This is a genomic window from Flavonifractor sp. An82, from assembly GCF_002159265.1.
In the GTDB taxonomy this organism is placed as follows: Bacteria; Bacillota; Clostridia; order Oscillospirales; family Oscillospiraceae; genus Flavonifractor.
In genome coordinates this window covers 25221-46470 of sequence record NZ_NFHG01000008.1, presented here as the reverse complement: position 1 = coordinate 46470, position 21250 = coordinate 25221, and the positions used below count along the sequence as shown (strand labels likewise).

Sequence of the window (21250 nt, the reverse complement as noted above, 5' to 3'; positions counted from 1 at the left end):
TTTGTTGTGGTTTATTCCAATGGAATGGGGATGAAGTCGCCTCCCAGGGGGATGGCGCACAGCTGGGCGTCGGCCACCGGCAGGCCGGTGAGCCGGGCCAGGATCTGGATGTAGGCCTGGAGCTGAGCGGCATATTCTCCTGCCAGCCGGGCTCGGTACTCTTCCGGGCTTTCTCCGGTGCGGATGTGGTCGGTCTTGTAGTCCACAATATGCCACTGTCCCTCCGCCAGTACCGCCAGATCCAGAATACCGGATACCGACAGCACGTCAGGGTCGTCGGTCACATCCTTCAGACGGCTGCGGATGTAGTGGTACAGGGGCTCACTGGGGTCAGTGAGCCGGAGATGGAAGGGATACTCCGCAAAGCACTGACCCTCTGCCAGCTTGCGCAGGGGGGAGGCGGGGTCAAACCAGAAGGCGGTGGCCTTGACGATAGCCCCTGCCAGCTGCTCCACCCCGGTATCGTAGTCTGCGGGGGGGTGACCGCCGAAGAACAGGGCGATCTGCTGCCCGGTGAACCGGGGGGAGGGCAGCACCTCTGTTACCGCCCGGCGGATGAGGGGCAGGGCCTCGGTGGGCCCGGCGGGCCGGGCATTGACGTAAAACTCCATGGCCCGGTGGACCATGGTGCCCCAGTCGGCCCCCATGGGGCCGGCGGCGGCGGGCTCCGCCGGGCTGTCGTCGGACGCCGGAGGGGGCGGAGTGACCTCCTCCGGATCGGGGGAGAGGTGGACCGGGTGGCTCTTGTCCAGGGCGCTGGGGCTGATGTGGGCCAGGGTGGTCCGGCTGGCCTCCGTGATGAGGGCGGACAGCTGGCCGGACCGGTCCTGGAAAGCAGGCTGGGCCTGAAGTATAGGCGGGGGCGGAGGGGCGGACAGAGCGTCCTGGGCCAGAGGCTGGAACAGATCCCCCCAGAAGGAATCGCCGGCCGGGGGCAGGTTGGAGGCCTCCTTGGCCAGCTCGGCCCAGGCATTGATCTTGCCGTCCGGCTTGGCGCCGGTGGGGTCTCCGCTGGCAATGAGCAGCAGCTGCTTGGCCCGGGTGGCGGCCACATAGCGCAGGCGGACCTGCTCGGCCTTGTTGTGGCAGCTCTCCGGCTGGGAGAGCTGGCCCCAGTCCTGCGGAGCGTACAGGGACAGGGTGTATCCATCGGCGGTCCGCCGCCGGACGGTATAGTAGCCCTTCCGGACGCCGCTGCCGTCCACCTGACTGGTGCGGGAAATGGAGATCCGGCCTGGGCCGTCCAGAGCCAGAATGACGATCTTGCCCTCCAGACCCTTGGCTTTGTGGAGGTTCATCACCCGTACCCGGTCCTCTCCCGGCGTCAGGGACAGCTCCCGCTCCACCGCCGTCTGGCTGATCTCCAGGGCGTATCGGGCCGCCCGGGCAAAGTCGGTCCAGGGGCACTGGCGGGCCAGCTGTAAAAACTGCTCCAGGCAGACGTACCAGCTCTGCCGCACCAGGGGATCGGTGGGATCGCCGGGCAGGAGCAGACCTTCCCCCTCCGCTGCCAGATGCTCCAGGAAGGCGGCGGGAGGCAGGGTATGGCGGAGAGACAGTAGCCGGGCCAGATGGTCCAGCACTCCCAGCAGCGGATCAAAGCTGCCGCCGGTCAGGGCCTGCCGCTTCTCCGGCCATGAGACCAGCCGGGTGAGGGGGCACTGAGCCTCCTTCCGCAGGGCGGGCAGCTGGTCCAGCTTGTCAAAGCCATAGCACTCCATCAGCAGCCGGGTGAGGAGCACCTCGTTGTCCGGGTCCAGCAGGTAGCGCAGGTGGGCGGCCAGCCGGGCCACCGGGGGCACCTGGGACAGCTGCCGCTCTCCCGCGAAGGAGACCGGGATGCCCAGGGCGGACAGAGCGTCCAGATAGCGTTGGCAGGCCCTCTTGGTGCGGGTGAGGATGAGAAAATCTCCAAACCGGATGGGGACCGGATTGCCCTTGCGGTCCCGCAGGGTATGGTTACCGGATACGGCATGGCGGATGAACCGGGCCAGCTTGAGGCTGTCTTCCGCCAGCCGGTCGTTCTTGTCGCCAAAGTTGGGGTAGCGGAAGACCATGGGCCGCCCGGCGTCCCCCTGTTCCGCCTCCATGGCGGTGTAGCCCGCCTGATAGAGACCGTTGTCCAGGGTCTTGCCTACCTTGGGATTGGTGCGATTGTTTTCCTGTTCCGACGGTGTGAGGATGGGCTGGCCCTTCCGCTTGCGGGGCCCGAAGACCTGATCCACAAAGGAACAGATCTGGGCGTTGCTGCGGAAGTTGGTCTTGAGTTCCACCACCCGGCCGATGGGATTGGGGGACTGGAGAAACAGGCCCTTGACCTGCTTGTAGATGTCCAGGTCGGCCCCCCGGAAACGGTAGATGGCCTGCTTGGGGTCGCCCACCAGGAACAGACTGCCCGGGGCAGGGCGGCAGCGGGTCCAGTCCCTCTCGCCGTCGTCGGCGCCGTGGGTCAGCAGGAAAAACAGCTGTGCCTGCACCGGGTCAGTGTCCTGGAACTCATCCACATAGAACACCTGATACCGGCGGCGGAGCACCGCCCGGGCGGCTGGCACATCCCGCACCAGGTCCCGGGCCCGTATCAGCAGATCGTCAAAGAAGCAGGCATCATCCTCCCCGTGCCGGGCGTGGAAGTCCCGGGCGGCGGGGACCACCGCGGCCAGGGCCAGATCATAGCCCAGCGTGCGGTTGAGCTCTGCGATGGCCGGCAGGGCATGGGAGACGGTCAGCGCAGACAGACACTGGGCTGCGGCCATGTAAAGGGAGGACAGGCGGCTGAGCAGAGCCGCGGCGTCGGGCAGGCCGTCCGCCCTCAGGGGCGGCTGGGGGACCAGGGAGAGAATCTCCCGGGCCCACTCCGCCTGCCCGTCGCCGTCTCCGGCGGCCTCATAGCCCTGGAAGGTCAGACAGGCCTGGAACAGGGCCAGATCGTGGGCCACGGCAGGCTGGGCGGTGAAGAAGAGGGGATTCATGCGGAAGGAATCCCCCTTTTCCGCCTGGAGCAGGGCCAGCTTGAGGGTGAGCTTCTGCTCGGCCGTGGGGGCGGCGGCCGACACCGCATCCCAGAGGGCAGTGGGCATCAGATCCGGCCCGTCGGGCATGGTGGCCAGCTTGCTGTGAAGAGTCTGATGGGCGTCGTCCAGAAGATCGTCCAGCTCCTTCATCCGGGCGGCAAAGCCGGAGGCGGGGTCTGCCGGGTCGGCGTAGACCGGCTGGCTCTCCCGGTCGTTGACCACGTCCAGAAAGAGGTCTTCCAGGGTCCGGCGGCTGGTGCCGAAGGCCTCAAAGGCGGCAAAGCGTCCCGCCGGGTCCTGGAGGGTCTGGCGGCGGAAGAAGGCCCGCTGCCGGCTCAGCTGGAGGGAGGCGTCCGCCACCTGCATGGAAAGGGGGCAGCCGGACTCCAGAGGGAAGAGGGAGAGCAGCTTTTGGCAGAAGCTGTGGATGGTGGAGATGTGGACCTGCTGGACCTTTTGGGCCAGCTGGGTGCCGTTGGCCCGGTCATAGGCCAGGGCCTGCCCGTCCAGCTTCTCCTTCAGCTCCAGGGTGGCCTTCTCCGTGAAGGTGATGGCCACCACCGACTCCGGGGGCACATGGCCGCCAGCCAGCTGATGGAGGATGCGCTGGCAGATGGTATGGGATTTTCCCGCGCCCGCCCCCGCCTCTACCAGAAAATTGGTGGTAAAGGCGCCGGTTTCAAGGGTCTGGCGCAGCACTTGTTCCTGAGGATTCATCGGTCCACCTCCTGACAGATCCCGGCATAGGGACAGTAATCGGCGCAGGCGGACAGCTTCTTCTGCCGCCCTTCACCCTCCTCCGGGCAGGTGAAGGCGCCGTTTTCCCACACCGGCTGCTTCATGCGGATGGATTCCGGGTCGCCCAGCACCTTCAAAAGGGCGTCCAGCCGGGCGGCGCAGTCGGGCTGATGGGCGGGGTGGTCCACCGTCACCGTCCGTACCCCGTCGGGGGAGAGGAGCAGGTAGTCGGCCCGCTCCACCGGTTGTCCCAGCAGCTGCTCCATTGCCAGGGCATAGAGGTAGTACTGGATCTTGTGGTCCAGGCCCTGGATAAAGCGGCTGGCGGAGCCGGTCTTGTAGTCCAGAATAGCCAGCCCGCCGGTGGGCAGCTTGTCCAGCCGGTCCACCGTGCCCGCAAAGCGCATGGAGCAGTCTTGCAGCGTCAGCCGGAAGTCCTCCGGCGGCGTGAAGGGTGTGCCGTCCACTGTCCGGTGTACCGGCGCTCCTCCAAAGGGCAGCTCGGTGGCCAGGGGGACGGAGCCGTTCTGCTGCTGAGTATAATACCGGACTGCCTGCCTGGCCATGGCCTGGGCCCGCAGCCCATCCCGCTCCATCAGCTGGGGAGACAGGCAGGGATATTGCTCCTGGGCTTCCGCCAGACAGTCCCGCCAGAGGGCGTCAAAGTCGGGACTGGCCGTTCCGCCGATGACGGCGCTGAAGTATCGCTCCAGGGCCAGGTGGACCAGGGAGCCCAGCTGGTTGGGAGCAAGCCAGTGCTCGTGGGACAGCAGGGGGCGGTCGGGCTGGGGAATGCCCAGCACATACTGGAAGTAGAACCGCCGGGGACATTCCAGGGCGATCTCCAGGGCGCTGGCGGAGAAGCGGTGCTCCTGAAGAAACTGAGGCAGAGACAGGGGAGTATCCGGATATGTGGGCAGGGGGGCGGGAGCGTCTCCGGCCAGCCAGCCCTCGGCGGGGGCGAAGCCCACAGCCCGCCGGTAGTCGAAGAGGGGAGCGTCCTGGTTGCCCCGCAGCTGCTCGTAGGCGGCGGCAGGGGGCAGAGAGAGCATCCGGGCGGTGTCATAGCAGGGGTAGCTGAGTACCACCTGGCCCTGAGCCAGGGCAAGTAGTTGTGCCAGACGGCAGAGGGGAAGCTCCGCCTCCCGGTCGGCGGCGGGCAGCCCGATCGCTTCCTGCTCCTCCGCCCGGAGCAGCGGGGACTCCCAGACCGGCGCGGTGAGATTGTCCCGGCCCAGGCCCAGCACATAGGTGTGGGGGCGGTCCGGCAGGGCGTCCCTGGCCAGCAGGGAGACATGGACCGCGCCGTCCCTGGGGGAGGCGGACTGCCACACCCGAGTGGAGGTCAGCTCCAGCAGCAGGGGCAGAAAATCGGCAAAGGCGGCACAGCGCTGCTGGGCCAGAAGCTGGTCGGCCAGCTCCATCAAAGCGGCGTAGGCCCCCGCCCCCTGCTGGGGATGGAAGCGGACATAGCACCGGGTGAGCAGCTTGCCCAGCAGGGTGAGCCCCTCCGCCGGGGCGGTATCGGGATGGAAGAGAGTTTGGAGCTGGTCGGTGAGGGCCAGCCAGTCCTCCAGATTGGTGCGCAGCCCGCTCTCGTCCTCGGGGGGCAGCTGCTCCAGGGCCCGGCGGAAGCAGGATTCATACCGCTCCAGCCGGAAGCCCGCGTTCCACTTCCGCAGGAACCGGAGAAGGGCGGCACCGTGGGGAAAGACCAGCCCGCCGGCCATGAGGTCGGCCAGCCCCTCCACCGGACAGTCCTCCTGATACCAGGCGGCCAGCTGCCCCACCAGCTGACACAGGGGGGCGGTGTCCAGGGGCAGACCGTCCCCCAGGGTCAGAGGGATCCCCAGCCGGGCGGCATGGTCGGCCAGCAGAGGCAGATAGGAGGAACTGGTGCACACGATGGACACCTGTCCCAGGGGATATCCCTGCTCCAACAGGTCGTAGAGGGGGAAGAGAGCTTCGTTTTCCTGGCCGTAGCCCCGGGCAAAGCGGAGTGTTGCGGCAATGGGTGCGGGGGTCTGGGGCAGCCAAAAGGAGGGGGTGGGGGTCACGGCGTCCCATATGGGGATGGGCAGCACGGCAGGTTCCGGGCAAACAGTCTCCAGAAAGCGGCGCGCCACTCCCCGGGCGGTGAGGCTGCCGCAGAGGGCGGTGGGGATGGACAGAGGTTCCTCCGCCGCTGAGACTTCGGCGGCCCGGAACAGGTCAAACCGGTCCCACAGGCCCTGGGCCTGCTTTTCTGCCTGGAACCGGCGGTACAGGTGATCCAGATCGGCCAGACGGGGCTCTGTCAGCAGAGGGGCGGGCAGCCCGTCCAGCCCCTCCTCTTCCAGCAGATGAAAGACCCGCAGCAGCTCCCGGGCGGTGGACAGGGTGAGGCAGCTCTCTCCCAGGGCGGAGAAGTAGGCCAGCGGCTGTTGGGGCTGGGCGCAGCCCTCTTGCAGCAGGCGGAGGACCAGCAGGGCGGCGGGACCGTCACCCAGCAGAGGGCGGGAAATCCCCCGGCGGGCGCACAGTTCCTGGGCCAGGGTGGCGGGGGTCTCCACTCGCAGACCCATGACGCCCCCGAACCGGGCGGCGTAGAGGTCCAGCAGCTGTTTTCCCATGGACTGGCCGGGGACCACCAGCAGATACTCAAACCCGCCGTCACACAGGAACTGGCGCAGGGCAGAAAGGGTGGCTTCCATGGACACACCTCCAGATGATGGTAGTGTTCTCAGTATAACATTCGCATACCGAAAGAACAAGGGCCCGGGACGGCGGGTGCCGTTCCGGGCCCTTGGTTCAGGGCTCAAACCCGATGGAGCGGCCAGCCTCCCGGGCCAGCCCCTGGTATTCCGCCAGAATTTCCGCCGCCGCCTGCCGGATGTCGGCCAGCGAGATACGGCAGGCCTCCGCCTTGGTAAGGGAGGCGTGCCCGGCCAGCCGGGCGGCGGTCCGGAGCTTGACCCGGTCGGCCAGATTGCGGGCCTCCCGGCAGTTGCCGAAGGCCTTGGCGTCCATCCTCTGCCGGAAGAACTGCACCACCGGCCGGACATAGCCCCGGGGGAGGGTGTAGCCCCCAGCGGTCAGCATGGTGCGGAAGACCTCCGCCAGCTCCTCCGCCTGGTAGTTCTGAAAGTGGATTTTAAAGGAGATGCGGCTGTTGATGCCGGGGTTGGACTGGAGGAAGCGGAGCATTCGGTTGTCGCTGGGGTCGCTGGCCCCGCCGTATCCGGCGAAGATCACCAGGCGGTCGGTGCCGTGGTTTTCCAGCTCCACACACAGCTGGGCCAGGGCCTCGGAGCCGAAGCTGTCCCCGTTGTCGCCGTCGGTGAGGCTGTAGGCCTCGTCCAGGATGATGACGCCGTACTGGTCAAAGAGCGCCTTTACCTTGCTGGTGGTGTGGCCCACATACTTGGCCTTCAGCTCAGCGGCGTTGAGGCAGATCATCTCGGTGTTTTCCAGCAGCCGGCGCTGTTCCATCTCCCTGGCCAGCCAGCGGGCCCAGGTGGTCTTGCCTGTGCCCGGCGCCCCCAGGAAGGCAAAGGTGTAGTGGAGGGGGTCGGCGGGCAGGCCCATGGTACTCCGCTTTTTTTGAAAGTCCATGCAGGCCACCAACTCCGTCAACTGCCGCCGCACCTCTTTTTGCCCCACCAGCTTCTGAAACTTCTGTTTGGACCGACGATTTTCCCTGCTCTCAAACAGCACCGCCAGATATTGGAAATCCTGGACGGTCAGGGGGCCGGACTCCTTCCGGCGGAGCAGGGCGTTCTGGACGGCCTTGGAGAGGGTGGCGTTGCTGGCGTCGCCGCAGTAGTTGGCAATGAGATTGAGGATGGTCCCCCCGTCCTCCGGCTTGTCCAGGGGGGCACCGGCCTGGGCGGCCAGCTGGAGCAGGATCTCCCGGCGGTAAGGGGAGTCGGCGGCGGAGGCGTCCAGCTGGATCAGCTCAGTCTCCAGATCGAAGGCCAGCTCTGCCAGCAATTTGCGCTGGTCTGCAATGTAATCGAAATCCAGTTGGACTTCCTCCATATCGTGGTGGGACTGGATGTGACAGAGGATGATCACAGGGGAGCGCTCTGCCATGGCGGAGATGGGACCGGCCAGCTTGGTCAGGATGTCGTTGGCCGCCACGCACAGGGGGGCGTCCTTCGACATGGTCCACCAGGGAGCCCGGCGGGGGGAGGCCTCCGGGCGATAAAACTGGCCTGCAAAGCCGAAATCCGGGGTGTTCTCGCCGTAAATTGCACTTACCTCGCAGGCGTCCACATAGGGCAGATTGGTGTTAAAGTCGAAGGTCATGAAGTTGGGGTCACCGTCCCGCCATTCCTCTGCTTCTTCCGCCTCATCTTCCATAAAATCCTGCCGATAGGCGCAGGAGTCGGGATCGGACAGCCGAAAGAAGGTGCCGATGTACTCTGCAGCCAGCAGGAGCGCCTCCGGATCGGTGCTTTGCAGCAGATAGAGCCGCCGGGACAGGTCCAGCTGCTCCGCTAGCCGGGCCATGTGGGGGATGCGGGTCAGTTCGGCCCGGATGGCCTCCGGGGTCAGGTCATTTTCCAGTCGGTAGGGGATGTATTGGGCCAGCTGGCCCTGTGTGCCCAGATACTGCTTTTTCAGCTGGGGCAATACAAAACGATAGGGGGTAAACTCAAATGAAGCGCCCATGGCAAGACCTCCTTTTTCTCTGTGAGGTCATGGTACCATGGGCGCCGTTTCAAATTTTAGGAGCGATAGACCCGGGCGGCCTGCTCCAGGGTGGCCAGGATCTCCCGGCGGAGGGACTGGGGCTCCAGCACCTCCACCCGATCGGCGTACTGGAGGGCAAAGAGCTTCAGCCCGCTGGGGGCGATGGACATGGTCACTTCCACCCAGCCGTCCTGGCCGGGGGTGGCGTACTGGGGCAGGGAGCCGAAGAAGTCTACCAGGGTGTTGATCAGACTGGTGCTGCACTTCATCCGCACAAAGGTGCGCTCCCCGGGGTACATGACGGGGGAGCTGTCCCGGTAGGCCACCGGGTCAAAGTCGGCGGGCGGAGAGAAGGACTCATTCAGGGGGACGGCCTCCAGAATGCGGTCCACCCGCAGGTTCATCATGCCCCGGTGCCTGGCCACCAGATAATAGTTGCCGTTGGACCACATAAGGGCATAGGGTTCCACCTCCAGCCGGCTGTTGGCGGCTCTGGGGACGAGCACCGGGGTCCAGCGGCCCTTCACCTGCCTGAGCCGGTATTCCCCGTAGGTCAGGGCTACCTTGCGCCCGGCCCGGATGGCCTCGTCCAGAATGCCAATGCTCTGGAAGAGGGCCCCGTTGCCTCGCCGGTAGGCATAGCGGCTGGGGGGCGGCTGGGTGGGGCGAGGGCGCAGCCGGTTGAGTACCGTGAGAAACTTCCTGGCCTGGGTCTCGGTGACAAAGGGATAGACCTGGATCAGGTCGGAGAAGATCCGCCACTCCCCCTCGGTGAGAACATTGGACAGATAGTACCGCCGGGGGGTGTTGTTCCGGCGATCCGGGTCCAGCATGGTGTCCTCATATTTGTCATAGGGGATGAGACGCACCTTGCCCGGCTTGCCGCCGGGGACCTGGGCCACGCAGCGCAGCCGGAAGGGAAAGGTGTGCAGATCGAAGGGGATTCCCTCCTTCAGCTGCTTTTCGATGGTGGAGTAGGAGGGGACCCGGAAGGGGACAGGGGCGGCCTCCACCGCCAGATTGTCCTTGGCCAGCACCTGCCCCTGGGGGATCTCCACCACGATGTGGAGGGTATCCCCCTCCTGGTAGGCGTCCAGCCCGCCTGGGCGGTCGGCCTCCGCCAGCTGGCCGGGGTAGAGGGCGTCCATGACCCCCTTGCCCTGGGGCAGCAGCCGGGCCAGAGTGGCCTGGGAAGGGGCGTCCTCTCCCATCTGCCGCAGATAGTTGTGGATCTCCTTGACGGTAAGCGGGTGCTCCCGGCTGGCGTACCGCCGCAGGACGGACCAGATGGCCTCCAGACTGTGATAGGAGTTGCTGTAGGGCTTCTTTTCCCGCTTGGGCACGGTATCGGACATGGCCAACCCTCCCTGTACTGGATCAAATGGGCTTTGCATCATGATACCATGATCCATGGGGAAAGACAAGGCGGACAGGCTTGAGGCTCACAGCGGCGAGCCCCCGCAGAAGAAAAACAGGATGAGCAGGACGGTCAGTACCAGGGAGCGGGCATTGCTGCCGGGGGTCCAGGGCTGCCAGTTTACCAGCCGCTTGACCCGCAGCACCGTGTCGCACTCGCTGAAGGAGGCCGTGCCGCCCCACAGACAGCGGCCGGAGCCCAGCTCCACCAGGGCCCGGGCATAGTTCCGGCGGTCGGTGGGAGAGAGTTGCTCCATGACGGCCTCATCGCAGGCCAGCTCCATATCCCGGCAGGTCAGCCGGTAGGCCGCCCAGATCAGGGGATTCCAGGCGAAGTTCAGGGTCACCACCATCATCATGATGGCTTTGAACCAGGCGTGATGGAGCCGCAGGTGGGCGCACTCGTGGAGGAGCACCAGGCGCATCTGTTCCGGCGGCAGCTCCTTCTGGAGACAGATGAGGTGCCGCTCGTCTGCGATGGAGAAGGCAGCGCCATACCGTGCAAAGCTGGTGGGCAGACCGGGGCAGAGATAGACTGCTGTATCGGGCACCAGGTCGTAGGCGGACAAGCTTTCCTGGGGCAGGACGGTTCCCCGCTGCATGATCTGCCGCAGCCGGAAGTCCTGAAACAGCCACGCCGCCACCAGCGCCACAAAAAGACCAGCCAAATGATGGTCAGGATTTGGGCGGCTCTGTCGCTGAGGGGCAGGGGGAGCAGGCTGCCCCGGGAGAGAACCTCCGCCTGCCCCGGATCGGAGGCCAGGGCCAGGAAGGCGGGCTGTCCCGGTATGGCCCCCTTGGGCATCAGCAGGCCACGGAAGGTAAGGGGCAGAGGGAGCCAGCCGCAGGTGGTGTACAGAGACATGGTAAATCCCATGATCCACCCGGCAAACCACAATATCACCTGGTGCTTGGGCCGCAGCAGCCGCCGGGTGATTGGCCGCAGCAGGATCAGCACGCCGAAGGTAAAGCCCAGCATGAGTCCCAGATTGGTGCTCCAGAGGACCGTGGGAATCAGCAGTTCCATGGATCATCCCTCCTCCATGTTGCGGTCGATGAGGGCCTTGAGGGACTCTGCCTCCTCCAGGGTCAGCCTGCGGCCGCTGAGGAAGGCGGTGAGAAAGGGGGAGAGGCCGCCGGCCAGTTTTTCCAGTTCCTCTCCTTCCATCCGTACCGCCTGGGCCCGAGTCAGGACGGGGGTGACCACAGCGTTTTGGTGGAGTACCGCCCCCTTGCTCTTCAGCTTGCGCAGCACCGTGTAGGTGGTGGACTTGTTCCAGCCCAGCTGCTGCTGGCACAGGGCCACAAGATGGGTGGAATTGACGGGACCGCTGTCCCACAGTACCTGCATGAGCCGGTATTCGCTGTCGAATAGCTTTTCCATGGGAACCTCCTTTCCAATGAAAGATTTATCGCAATAAACCTAATTGGAGTTTATCGCAATAAACCTCTTTTGTCAAGAGAAAACGTATGTTGGGAACAACTGGCGAAATCTGTTAAAGTTGCAGGAGAGAGCTGGGGAGGTCTCATTTGCTTTTTATATATAAGGTAGGAAATTGGGGTGGGACGTATAAAAATCGTTGACTTGAATATCTTTGGAGGGTATGCTATAGTTACCTTTGTACGATTCTACGGGGATAGTGCACCCCTTTGAGAACACCGAAAGAAGAGGAACTGGTATGTACCCTCATGTGTTGAATAAGGTGTGTTTTACCGCGGCGCAGGGCGGTCTGGAGCCGGACGCAGCCGCGTATGAGAATGGCTTATGGAGCCTGATTCCACAGGGAAATGAGACGGGTATACCGGAGGAAATTTCTTCCTTCGGTATGCTTTTCTGCGTAAAACAGTGTGTCCCCGGGGAATATGCAGTATTTGGGAGGGGCCGCTGTGATTAGAAGATTTGCCCTTTGGATCCGGGATATTTTTATCCGGAACCGGAGCCTCAATGCCACCCGCATTGTGGCGGTATCCTTTGCCGTCATCATTTTGGTGGGCGCTCTGCTGCTCACCCTGCCCATCGCGTCCCGGGACGGGCAGAGTGCCGGTTTTTTCACCGCCCTCTTTACCGCCACCTCCTCCACCTGTGTCACCGGCCTGATTCTGGTGGATACCTGGATCCAGTGGTCCTTTTTCGGACAGCTGGTGATTCTGCTGATGATCCAACTGGGCGGCCTGGGCTTTATGACGGTGATCACCCTGGTATCCTTCGCCCTGCGCCGCCGTATCGGTCTGTCTGAGCGGCTCATCATGGTATCCACCCTCAACCTCAACGACCTGGACGGCGTGGTGCGTATGGTGCGTCACGCCCTGATGGGAACCTTCCTGATAGAGGGAGCGGGGGCGGTACTGCTGAGCATCGCCATGATCCCTCACTTTGGCCTGCTGGGCGGCGTCTGGCGGGGCATTTTCCACGCCGTCTCCGCCTTCTGTAATGCCGGTTTTGATTTGCTGGGCGGAAAGTTCGGCGCCTTCAGCAGCCTGGCCGGACTTCAGGACAACCCGCTGGTGCTGGGTACCATCGGGGCCCTCATTGTGGTGGGCGGCCTGGGCTTCTTTGTATGGGAGGATATCCTGGACAAGCGGAGTTGGAAGAAACTGGCGGTCTACAGCAAGATGGTGCTTATCATCACAGGCACCCTCATTGTGGGCGGCGCCCTCTTTTTCCTGCTGGAGGAGTTCTCCAACCCGGCCACCCTGGGGGACATGCCCCTGTGGCAGAAGATCATGAACTCCGTGTTCCAGTCCATCACCCTGCGCACCGCCGGTTTTGACGCCATCGGACAGGGTGGGATCAGCGACACCAGCAAGGCCTTCTCCTGTATTCTCATGCTGATCGGCGGCTCCTCCGGCTCCACCGCCGGCGGTTTGAAGACTGCCACCGTGGCGGTGCTGCTGCTGGCCCTGCGCTCCGGCCTCACCGGCCGGGAGCAGGTCACCTTCCGGGGACGGGCCATCCCCTATGGCCGGGTGCTCAACGCCATGACCCTGGCCCTGGTGATGCTCTTTCTGTTCCTGTTGGGCTCCATGGTTATCTCCACGGCGGAGGATCTGCCCTATCTGGACTGCGCCTTTGAGGTGGCCTCTGCCATGGGCACCGTAGGTCTGACCACCGGCATTACGCCCACGCTGTCCGGTTTTTCCCAGAGCCTTCTTATTCTGCTGATGTATATGGGTCGGGTGGGTGTGCTCTCGGTCTCCATCGCCTTTATCACCCGCGGCCGGCGGCCGGCCAAGATCAAATATCCCGAGATGAATGTGATGATCGGATAAATATCCGCTCTGGAAGGACGTGTATCTGAAATGAAAACCTTTGTTGTGATCGGCCTGGGCCGGTTTGGCAGCGCTGTGGCCACCGAGCTCAGCTCTCTGGGGCATGAGGTGCTGGCTCTGGACGATTCAGAGGAGAATGTACAGAAGGTAGCTGACAAGGTCACCCATGCCGTCACCGGCGACGCCCGGGACCCGGCGGTGCTCCGTGCCCTGGGCGTGCGTAACTACGACTGCGCTGTAGTGGCTGTGGGCGTGGATGTGGGCACCTCCGCCCTCATCACCCTGAACCTGAAGGAGTTGGGTGTGCGCAAGGTGATCTGCAAGGCCCAGAGCCATGTCCACCGGAAGGTGCTGGAGAAGATCGGCGCCGACCGAGTGGTATTCCCTGAGCACGAGATGGGCGTCAAACTGGCCCAGGGCCTGTCCAGCTCCAACGTGCTCAACTTCATTGAGCTCAGCGACGATTTCGGCATCGTGGAGACCGCTGTGCCCCGGGAATGGCTGGGCAAGAACCTGATGGAACTGAATGTCCGTGCCCGGTACAAGGTCAACATCATCGCCGTGCGCAAAAAGGGGGAGGAGGCCTTCAACGTGACCCCCGGCCCCAGCACCATCATGGAGACGGGGGATACGGTGGTGGCCCTGGGCCGCACCGAGGACGTCAACCGTCTGCAGGATCTGTGATATGAGGATGGAACGAATCACCAGCCGCCAGAACCCACTGGTGGCCCGGCTGCGGAAGCTGGGAAATGATAAAAAAGCCCGCCGGCAGGAGGGGGCCTTCCTCTGCGAGGGGCATAAGCTGGTGGAGGAGGCCATCCGCTGGAACGCCGGGGTGGAGACCCTGGTGGTGGCCGAGGGCGTGGAGCCCCCCGGGGGGCTGCCGGAAACGGTCCGCCTGGTGGAGGTGCCCGCCGACGTGCTCAAATCCATGTCTACGGTGGACACCCCCCAGGGGATGCTGGCGGTGTGCAGCACCCCCCAGCTGACCCCGCCGGAGCAGCTGACTCCCGGCCGCTATCTTGTGCTGGATGGGGTGCAGGACCCAGGTAACGTAGGTACCGTGTGGCGGACCGCCGACGCCTTTGGGGCGGACGGGCTCATCCTGCTGCCCGGCTGTGCCGAGCCCTTCTCCCCCAAGACGGTGCGGGCCACCATGGGGGCCTGTTTCCGCCTGCCGGTGTGGGAGACGGCTCTGGAGGAGCTCACCGTCCTTCTGGGCGAGGCGGGTCTGCCCCTGTATGCCACCGCCCTGCGGGAGGATACCGCAGATCTGCGCTCGGCAAATCTGAGCCGGGCCGCTGTGGTCATTGGAAGCGAGGGAAGAGGAGTGTCCCAGCCTGTGCTGGACGCCTGTGCCCTCACCCTGAAGATCCCCATGCGGGACCGCTGTGAGTCCCTCAACGCCGCCGTGGCCGCGTCCGTGGTGCTGTGGGAGGGCTGGCGGGACCGCTGAACAAGAAGAGAGGAGGCGCCGCCGTGGCGGGTATTCAATATCTGCTCTGGCTGTCCACCCGCCGTGGGCTGTCCCACCGGCATCAGGTGGAGCTGCTGGACTACTTCGGCGGCGCCGAGCGGGCCTATCTGGCTGGCCGGGAGGAATATGAGCCTCTGGGCCTGACAGAGGAGAGCAAGGGGTCCCTGTGTGACAAATCCATGGACCGGCCCCAGCGCATCCTGGAAAACTGCGACCGGCTGGGCCTGTTTCTGCTCAGCTGTCAGGACGGGGCCTACCCGGAGCGGCTGCTCCAGCTCAGCGACTATCCCCTGGTGCTCTACGGCAAGGGCAGGCTCTTTCGTTTTGACGAGGAGGTTGCCATCGCCATGGTGGGCTCCCGGGAGTGCTCCCCCTACGGCGTACGGATGGCAGGGCGCATCGGCATGGGCCTGGCCCGTGCCGGGGCTCTGGTGATCTCCGGCCTGGCCCAGGGCATCGACGCAGCCTCCCTGAAGGGGGCTTTGCAGGGCGGCGGTCCGGTGGTGTCGGTGCTGGCCGGCGGTGTGGACGTGGTCTACCCCGCCTGCAACAGCTGGCTCTACGAGGATGTGGCCGCCCGGGGCGCCATCCTGTCGGAAAATCCACCGGGCACCCGGCCGGACGGCTGGCGTTTCCCCCAGCGCAACCGCATCCTCAGCGGCCTGTCTCTGGGCACTGTGGTGGTGGAAGCGGGGGAGCGCAGCGGCGCCCTGATCACCGCCCATGATGCGCTGGACCAGGGCCGTGATGTGTTTGCTGTCCCCGGACCGGCGGACGGCCCCATGAGTGCCGGTACCAACGGGCTGATCTCTCAGGGAGAAGCCAAGCTGGTGCGTACCGCCGGGGACATCCTGTGGGAATATGAGGGGCGATATGCCCATAAGCTGTGCCGGCCCGGTGCCATGAGCGCAGAGGAGGCGGACGGGCGGCTGGAGGTGGTGCCCACCCCGCCGCCGGAGCCGGAACCCAAGCCGGAAAAACCCGCCGAGGAGGAGGCCCTGCCCCTTGTGCCTCGCAGTGGACTGGAGCAGATGGGGGAGGAGCAGCGGGAGATCTTCTTCCTGCTCAGTGAAAAGCCTCTGTCCGCCGACGATATCGTGGGTCGGACCGAAATACCCGCCCGGCGGGTGAATACCGCCCTGACCTTATTGCAGGCCGGGGGCTATCTGAAGGAATTACCGGGCCGGCGGTTTGCCGCCGCCGTCCGTTTTGAGGAACAAGGATAAAGGAGTATCGTACAGTGGCGAAATCGAATCTGGTGATCGTCGAGTCCCCGGCGAAGGCCAAGACCATCGGCAAGTATCTGGGGCCCGGCTATCAGGTAAAGGCCTCCATGGGCCATGTCCGGGACCTGCCCAAGAGCAAGCTGGGCGTGGACGTGGACAACGACTTCACGGTGGATTATCAGACCATCAAGGGCAAGGAAGAGGTTATCGACGACCTGAAAAAAGCCGCCAAGAAGAGCGATAAAGTATTTCTGGCCACCGACCCTGACCGGGAAGGCGAGGCCATCTCCTGGCATCTGAAGGAGATGCTGGGTATTCCTGACGATAAGACCTACCGGGTGACCTTCAACGAGATCACCAAGAAGGTGGTCAACGACTCCATTGCCCACCCCCGGGCCATTGACATGGACCTGGTCAACGCCCAGCAGGCCCGCCGGGTACTGGACCGTATTGTGGGCTATCAGATCTCCCCCCTGCTGTGGAAGAAGATCCGCCGGGGCCTGTCCGCCGGACGGGTGCAGTCGGTGGCTACCCGGCTGGTGTGCGAGCGGGAGGCCGACATCAAAGCCTTCGTGCCCCAGGAGTACTGGTCTCTGGAGGCCGATCTGGCCCGCATCGCCCCCAATCTGGGACAGTTCAAGGCCAGCTTCTACGGCAAGGAGAAGAAGATGGACCTCAACAGCGAGGAGGAGGTCCAGGCGGTGGCTCAGGCTGTCCAGGCAGAGCCCTTCGCTGTGAAGAGCGTCAAGCGCCAGGACAAGCAGCGCAACCCGGCGCCCCCCTTCATCACCTCCACCCTCCAGCAGGAGGCCAGCCGCAAGCTGAATATGACCCCCCGGCGCACCATGTCCATCGCCCAGCAGCTCTATGAGGGCGTGGACATTGAGGGCGAGGGCACCGTGGGCCTCATCACCTATATGCGTACCGACTCCCTCCGACTGTCCGACGAGGCCACCGCCGCCGCCCGGGACTTTATTCTCTCCCGCTACGGCGAGCAGTACTACCCCGGCAAGCCCCGGGTGTACAAGACCAAGTCGGGGGCCCAGGACGCCCACGAGGCCATCCGGCCCTCCAATGTGAATCTGACTCCTGAGGACATCAAGAAGTCCCTCACCGCCGAGCAGTATAAGCTTTACAAGCTGATCTGGAGCCGCTTTTTGGCCTGCCAGATGGCCTCCGCCGTCTACGACAGCGTGTCCATCGAGGTGGAGTCTGCCGGATACACCTTCCGGGCCACCCACTCCTCCCTGAAGTTCTCCGGCTACACCGCCGTGTATGTGGAGGGCAAGGACGAGGACGACGAGACCTTCCAGTCCCCCCTGCCCGATCTGAAGGAGGGGGAGCCCCTGGAGCTGAAGGGACTGACCCCCGACCAGCACTTTACCCAGCCCCCCAGCCGCTACACCGAGGCCACCCTCATCAAGGCTCTGGAGGAGAAGGGCATCGGCCGCCCCTCCACCTACGCCCCCACCATCTCCACCATTCTGGACCGGGAGTATGTGGTGAAGGAGGGCAAGAACCTGCGGCCCACCCCCCTGGGCGAGGTGGTCACCGGTCTGATGAAGGACAAATTCACCGACATCGTGGACACCGCCTTTACCGCCAACATGGAGGAGCAGCTGGACGAGGTGGAGACCGGCAAGGTGGACTGGAAGAGCCTGCTGAGCCAGTTCTACGGCGGCTTTGAAAAGGAGCTCCAGCAGGCCGAGACCGACCTGGACGGGGAGCGCATCAAGGTGCCTGACGAGGTATCCGACGTGATCTGTCCCAAGTGCGGCCGCAACCTGGTGTATAAGTCCGGCCGCTTCGGCCGGTTCCTGGCCTGCCCCGGCTGGCCGGAGTGCGACCACACCCAGCCCATCGTCATCGAGATGCCGGGCAAGTGCCCCAAGTGCGGCGGCAAGATCCTGAAAAAGACCTCCAAGCGGGGGTACGCCTACTACGGCTGTGAGAACAACTCCAACAAGGACGAGGCCCGCCGCTGCGACTTCATGACCTGGGACGTGCCGGTGAAGGACAACTGCCCCCAGTGCGGCCACACTCTGTTTAAGAAGTCGGGCCGCGGCTTCAAGAAGCCCTTCTGCATCAACCCCGAGTGCCCCAACTTCCTGCCCGAGGACCAGCGGGGCTATAAGAAAAAGACCACCGCCGCCACGGAAACTCCGGCGGAGGGCGCTCCTCCCGAGGAGGAGAAGAAGCCCGCCAAGAAGACGGCGGCCAAAAAGACCACCACCAAGAAGGCGGCCACTACCAAGAAAACCACCGCCGCCAAGAAGACTGCCACCAAAAAGACTGCCGCGAAAAAAGCCGCCGCCGAGAGCACGGAGGAGGCCTGAGGGGCAGACGGGAAGGAGAGGCCATGAAGATCCTGATGCTGAACGGAAGTCCCAAGGCCAACGGAAACACCGCCCTGGCCTTGGGGGAGATGGAAACTGTGTTTGCACAGCAGGGTATTGAGACCGAGCTGATCCACATCGGCAACCGGGATATCCGGGGCTGCGTGGCCTGCGGTCGGTGCGGCGAGCTGGGCCGGTGCGTGTTTGACGACCTGGTGAACGAGATCGCCCCCAAGTTTGAGGCCTGCGACGGCCTGGTGGTGGGCAGCCCGGTGTACTACGCCTCGGCCAACGCCACCCTGGTGGCCTTCCTGACCCGGCTGTTCTACTCCACCCCCTTTGACAAGACCATGAAGGTGGGGGCCAGCGTGGTGGCTGCCCGCCGGGGCGGGCTGTCGTCCACCTTTGACGAGCTGAACAAATTCTTTACCATCAGCGGCATGCCGGTGGCCTCCAGCCAGTACTGGAACAGCATCCACGGCAGGACCCCCGGCGAGGCCGCCCAGGACGCCGAGGGTCTGCAAACCATGCGCACCCTGGCCCGGAACATGGCCTTCCTGGTCAAGAGCATCGCCCTGGGCAAGGCCCAGTACGGCCTGCCGGAGCGGGAGGTGCCCCAGCGCACCCATTTTATCCGCTGAGCCCCATATAAGGAGGAACCCATGGAACCAGTCATCGTGATCGGCGCGGGTCTGGCCGGGTGTGAGGCTGCCTGGCAGCTGGCCCGGCGGGGCATCCCCGTGATCCTGAAGGAAATGAAGCCCCACAAAATGACCCCCGCCCACCACACCCAGTGGTTCGGCGAGCTGGTGTGCTCCAACTCCCTGCGCTCTGACCAGCTGGAGAACGCGGTGGGCCTGCTGAAGGAGGAACTGCGGCGGATGGGCTCCCTCATCCTGTCCTGCGCCGACGAGCACCGGGTGGAGGCCGGCGGCGCCCTGGCGGTGGACCGCCACGGCTTTGCCCAGGCCATTACCGAGAAGATCCGCAATCACCCCCTCATCACCGTGGTGGAGGAGGAGGTCACCAAGATTCCCGAAGAAGGCAGCGTGATCGTGGCCTCCGGGCCCCTGACCTCCGACGTGCTGGCGGACGCCATAAAAGAGTTCTTCCCGGAGAGCCATTACCTCAACTTCTTTGACGCTGCTGCCCCTCTGGTCACCTTTGAGAGCGTGGACATGGACAGCGCCTTCTTTGCCTCCCGCTACGACAAGGGCACCCCGGACTACATCAACTGCCCCATGACCGAGGAGGAGTACGACGCTTTCTGGACCGAGCTGTGTGCCGCCCAGGAGGCGGAGGTCCACGGTTTTGAGGACAAGAACGTATTTGAGGGCTGCATGCCGGTGGAGGTCATGGCCCGCCGGGGCAAGCAGACCCTGTGCTACGGGCCCCTGAAGCCCCGTGGCCTGCGGGACCCCAAGACCGGCAAGGAGCCCTTTGCGGTGGTGCAGCTGCGGCGGGACAATGCCGACGGCACCATCTACAATCTGGTGGGCTTCCAGACCCATCTGAAATGGCCGGAGCAGAAGCGGGTATTCTCCATGATCCCCGCCCTGAAAAACGCGGAGTTTGTCCGCTACGGCGTCATGCACCGCAACACCTACCTGGATTCCCCCCGGCTGCTGGACCGGTACTACCGGGTGAAGAAGGACCCCCGGGTGTGCTTTGCCGGGCAGATCACCGGGGTGGAGGGCTATGTGGAGTCCACCGCCTCCGGCTTCCTGGCGGCGGTGGAGCTGGCCCGGCGGCTCACCGGCAAGCCGCCGGTGGATTTCCCTCAGGAGACTGCCACCGGTGCTCTGGCCCTCTATGTGAGCAACGAGAGCGTCACCGACTTCCAGCCTATGAACGTGAATTTCGGTATCATTCCGCCACTGGGCTACAAGGTGAAGGGTAAGCGGAACAAGAATGCCGAGCTGAGTAAACGGGCCTTGGACATTTTGGCGGGGCTGAATGTGGAATAGGGTCATCTGCCCGCTGCCGCCACTGACCAGGAATGAACAGAGAAAGAAGAGGAGAACCATATGAAGATCATCGTAGACGCCATGGGGGGCGACAACGCCCCGGTTTCCAACGTACGGGGCGCACTGGCCGCGGTCCGTGAGCTGGGAGTGGAGGTCATTCTGGTGGGCCGGGGGGAGGATATCCTCAAGGTCCTGAAGGATGACGGCATCGACGAGCTGCCTCCCGGCCTGGAGATCGCCCACGCCAGCCAGGTGGTGGAGATGTGCGACAATCCCGCCACCGCCTTCCGGGAGAAGAAGGACTCCTCCCTCACCGTGGGCCTGAACCTGCTCAAGAGCGGCGCGGGAGACGCCTTTGTGTCTGCCGGCAGCACCGGCGCCCTGCTCTCCGCCGCCACCCTGATGATCAAGCGGGTGCGGGGCATCCGCCGGGCCGCCCTGGCCCCCGTGGTGCCTACCGGCGCCGGCGGGGCGGTGCTCATCGACTGCGGCGCCACCGCCGAGGGCACCCCGGAGTACCTGCTCCAGTTCGCCTTCATGGGCTCCTACTACGCCGAGCGGGTGCTCAAGCGCCCTGAGCCCAAGGTGGGCCTGCTGAATATCGGCGCCGAGCCCTCCAAGGGTACCGACCTGCAGCGGGAGGCCCATGCCCTGCTTACCGCTGCCGACAAGGCGGGCCGCATCCGCTTCGTGGGCAACGTGGAGGCCCGTGAGGCGGTGTTCGGCCAGGTAGACGTCATCGTGTCCGACGGCTACTCGGGCAACATCTTCCTCAAGACCATGGAGGGCACCGCCGGGTATATGGCCAAGGAGCTGAAGGCCATGTTCAAGAAAAGCTTCCTGACCAAGCTGGCAGCGGTGCTGGTATCCGGCGGCCTGAAGCAGTTCAAAAAGAAGATGGATTCCAGCGAGGTGGGCGGCACCGCCCTCATCGGCATCTCCAAGCCGGTCATCAAGGCCCACGGCTCGTCCAACGACTACGCCATCAAAAACGCCATCCGGCAGGCCCGGGATTTTGCCTCCTCCGGCATGATCGACGACCTGGTGGAGAACATCGAGTATATGCGTCTGCCCACCGGCGGAGAGGAAAAAATTTGAGTTTCCTATTGACAGGCGATGGAAACTTGCCTAT

Annotated in this window: 14 protein-coding genes; 8 read left to right on the top strand and 6 right to left on the bottom strand. The window is 64.4% G+C overall.

Annotated elements, in window-relative coordinates:
• Positions 1 to 11 precede the first annotated feature (11 nt).
• The 6 genes from B5G34_RS09805 to B5G34_RS09780 all read right to left on the bottom strand — a co-directional run bounded on the left by B5G34_RS09805 (position 12) and on the right by B5G34_RS09780 (position 11226).
• A complete protein-coding gene (locus tag B5G34_RS09805) occupies positions 12 to 3728 on the bottom strand; it encodes a UvrD-helicase domain-containing protein (protein WP_087336580.1) in 3717 nt (1238 codons plus the stop codon).
• Positions 3725 to 6442 (bottom strand): PD-(D/E)XK nuclease family protein, encoded by a 2718-nt coding sequence (locus B5G34_RS09800; RefSeq protein WP_087336577.1) that lies wholly within the window; start codon positions 6440 to 6442, stop codon positions 3725 to 3727. The genes B5G34_RS09805 and B5G34_RS09800 overlap by 4 nt, the downstream gene beginning before the upstream one ends.
• 97 nt (positions 6443 to 6539) lie before the next feature.
• Complete coding sequence (locus B5G34_RS09795) at positions 6540 to 8405, bottom strand: AAA family ATPase (RefSeq protein ID WP_087336573.1); 1866 nt, start codon at positions 8403 to 8405, stop codon at positions 6540 to 6542.
• Between the two features lie 56 nt (positions 8406 to 8461).
• The gene (locus tag B5G34_RS09790; RefSeq protein WP_087336570.1) at positions 8462 to 9781 is read right to left on the bottom strand and encodes a WYL domain-containing protein; all 1320 of its coding nucleotides are present in this window, start codon (positions 9779 to 9781) and stop codon (positions 8462 to 8464) included.
• An 87-nt stretch (positions 9782 to 9868) separates the two neighbouring features.
• Positions 9869 to 10495 carry a M56 family metallopeptidase gene (locus tag B5G34_RS18765; protein WP_162609460.1) on the bottom strand — a complete coding sequence of 209 codons (627 nt, stop codon included), beginning with the start codon at positions 10493 to 10495 and terminating at the stop codon, positions 9869 to 9871.
• Positions 10496 to 10872: 377 nt separating this feature from the next.
• The gene (locus B5G34_RS09780; RefSeq protein ID WP_087336564.1) at positions 10873 to 11226 is read right to left on the bottom strand and encodes a BlaI/MecI/CopY family transcriptional regulator; all 354 of its coding nucleotides are present in this window, start codon (positions 11224 to 11226) and stop codon (positions 10873 to 10875) included.
• A 503-nt stretch (positions 11227 to 11729) separates the two neighbouring features.
• Between B5G34_RS09780 and B5G34_RS09770 the strand changes: the two genes are divergently transcribed.
• From B5G34_RS09770 to plsX, 8 genes are read left to right on the top strand one after another with little or no spacing between them, the layout of a single operon-like run.
• A complete protein-coding gene (locus B5G34_RS09770) occupies positions 11730 to 13112 on the top strand; it encodes a potassium transporter TrkG (RefSeq protein WP_087336557.1) in 1383 nt (460 codons plus the stop codon).
• Positions 13113 to 13142: 30 nt separating this feature from the next.
• The gene (locus tag B5G34_RS09765) at positions 13143 to 13796 is read left to right on the top strand and encodes a TrkA family potassium uptake protein (protein ID WP_087336554.1); all 654 of its coding nucleotides are present in this window, start codon (positions 13143 to 13145) and stop codon (positions 13794 to 13796) included.
• Position 13797: 1 nt separating this feature from the next.
• A complete protein-coding gene (locus tag B5G34_RS09760) occupies positions 13798 to 14568 on the top strand; it encodes an RNA methyltransferase (RefSeq protein WP_242956962.1) in 771 nt (256 codons plus the stop codon).
• A 23-nt stretch (positions 14569 to 14591) separates the two neighbouring features.
• Positions 14592 to 15815 (top strand): DNA-processing protein DprA, encoded by a 1224-nt coding sequence (gene dprA, locus B5G34_RS09755; protein WP_087336552.1) that lies wholly within the window; start codon positions 14592 to 14594, stop codon positions 15813 to 15815.
• 14 nt (positions 15816 to 15829) lie between these two features.
• Complete coding sequence (gene topA / locus B5G34_RS09750) at positions 15830 to 18151, top strand: type I DNA topoisomerase (protein WP_087336550.1); 2322 nt, start codon at positions 15830 to 15832, stop codon at positions 18149 to 18151.
• A gap of 23 nt (positions 18152 to 18174) precedes the next feature.
• Positions 18175 to 18792 carry a flavodoxin family protein gene (locus B5G34_RS09745; protein ID WP_087336548.1) on the top strand — a complete coding sequence of 206 codons (618 nt, stop codon included), beginning with the start codon at positions 18175 to 18177 and terminating at the stop codon, positions 18790 to 18792.
• 21 nt (positions 18793 to 18813) lie between these two features.
• Positions 18814 to 20118, top strand: a complete 1305-nt coding sequence (trmFO, locus tag B5G34_RS09740) for a methylenetetrahydrofolate--tRNA-(uracil(54)-C(5))-methyltransferase (FADH(2)-oxidizing) TrmFO (protein WP_087336546.1) — start codon at positions 18814 to 18816, stop codon at positions 20116 to 20118.
• A 60-nt stretch (positions 20119 to 20178) separates the two neighbouring features.
• On the top strand, positions 20179 to 21216 hold the full coding sequence (plsX, locus tag B5G34_RS09735; protein ID WP_087336544.1) for a phosphate acyltransferase PlsX: 1038 nt from the start codon (positions 20179 to 20181) through the stop codon (positions 21214 to 21216).
• The last annotated feature ends 34 nt before the right edge of the window (positions 21217 to 21250 follow it).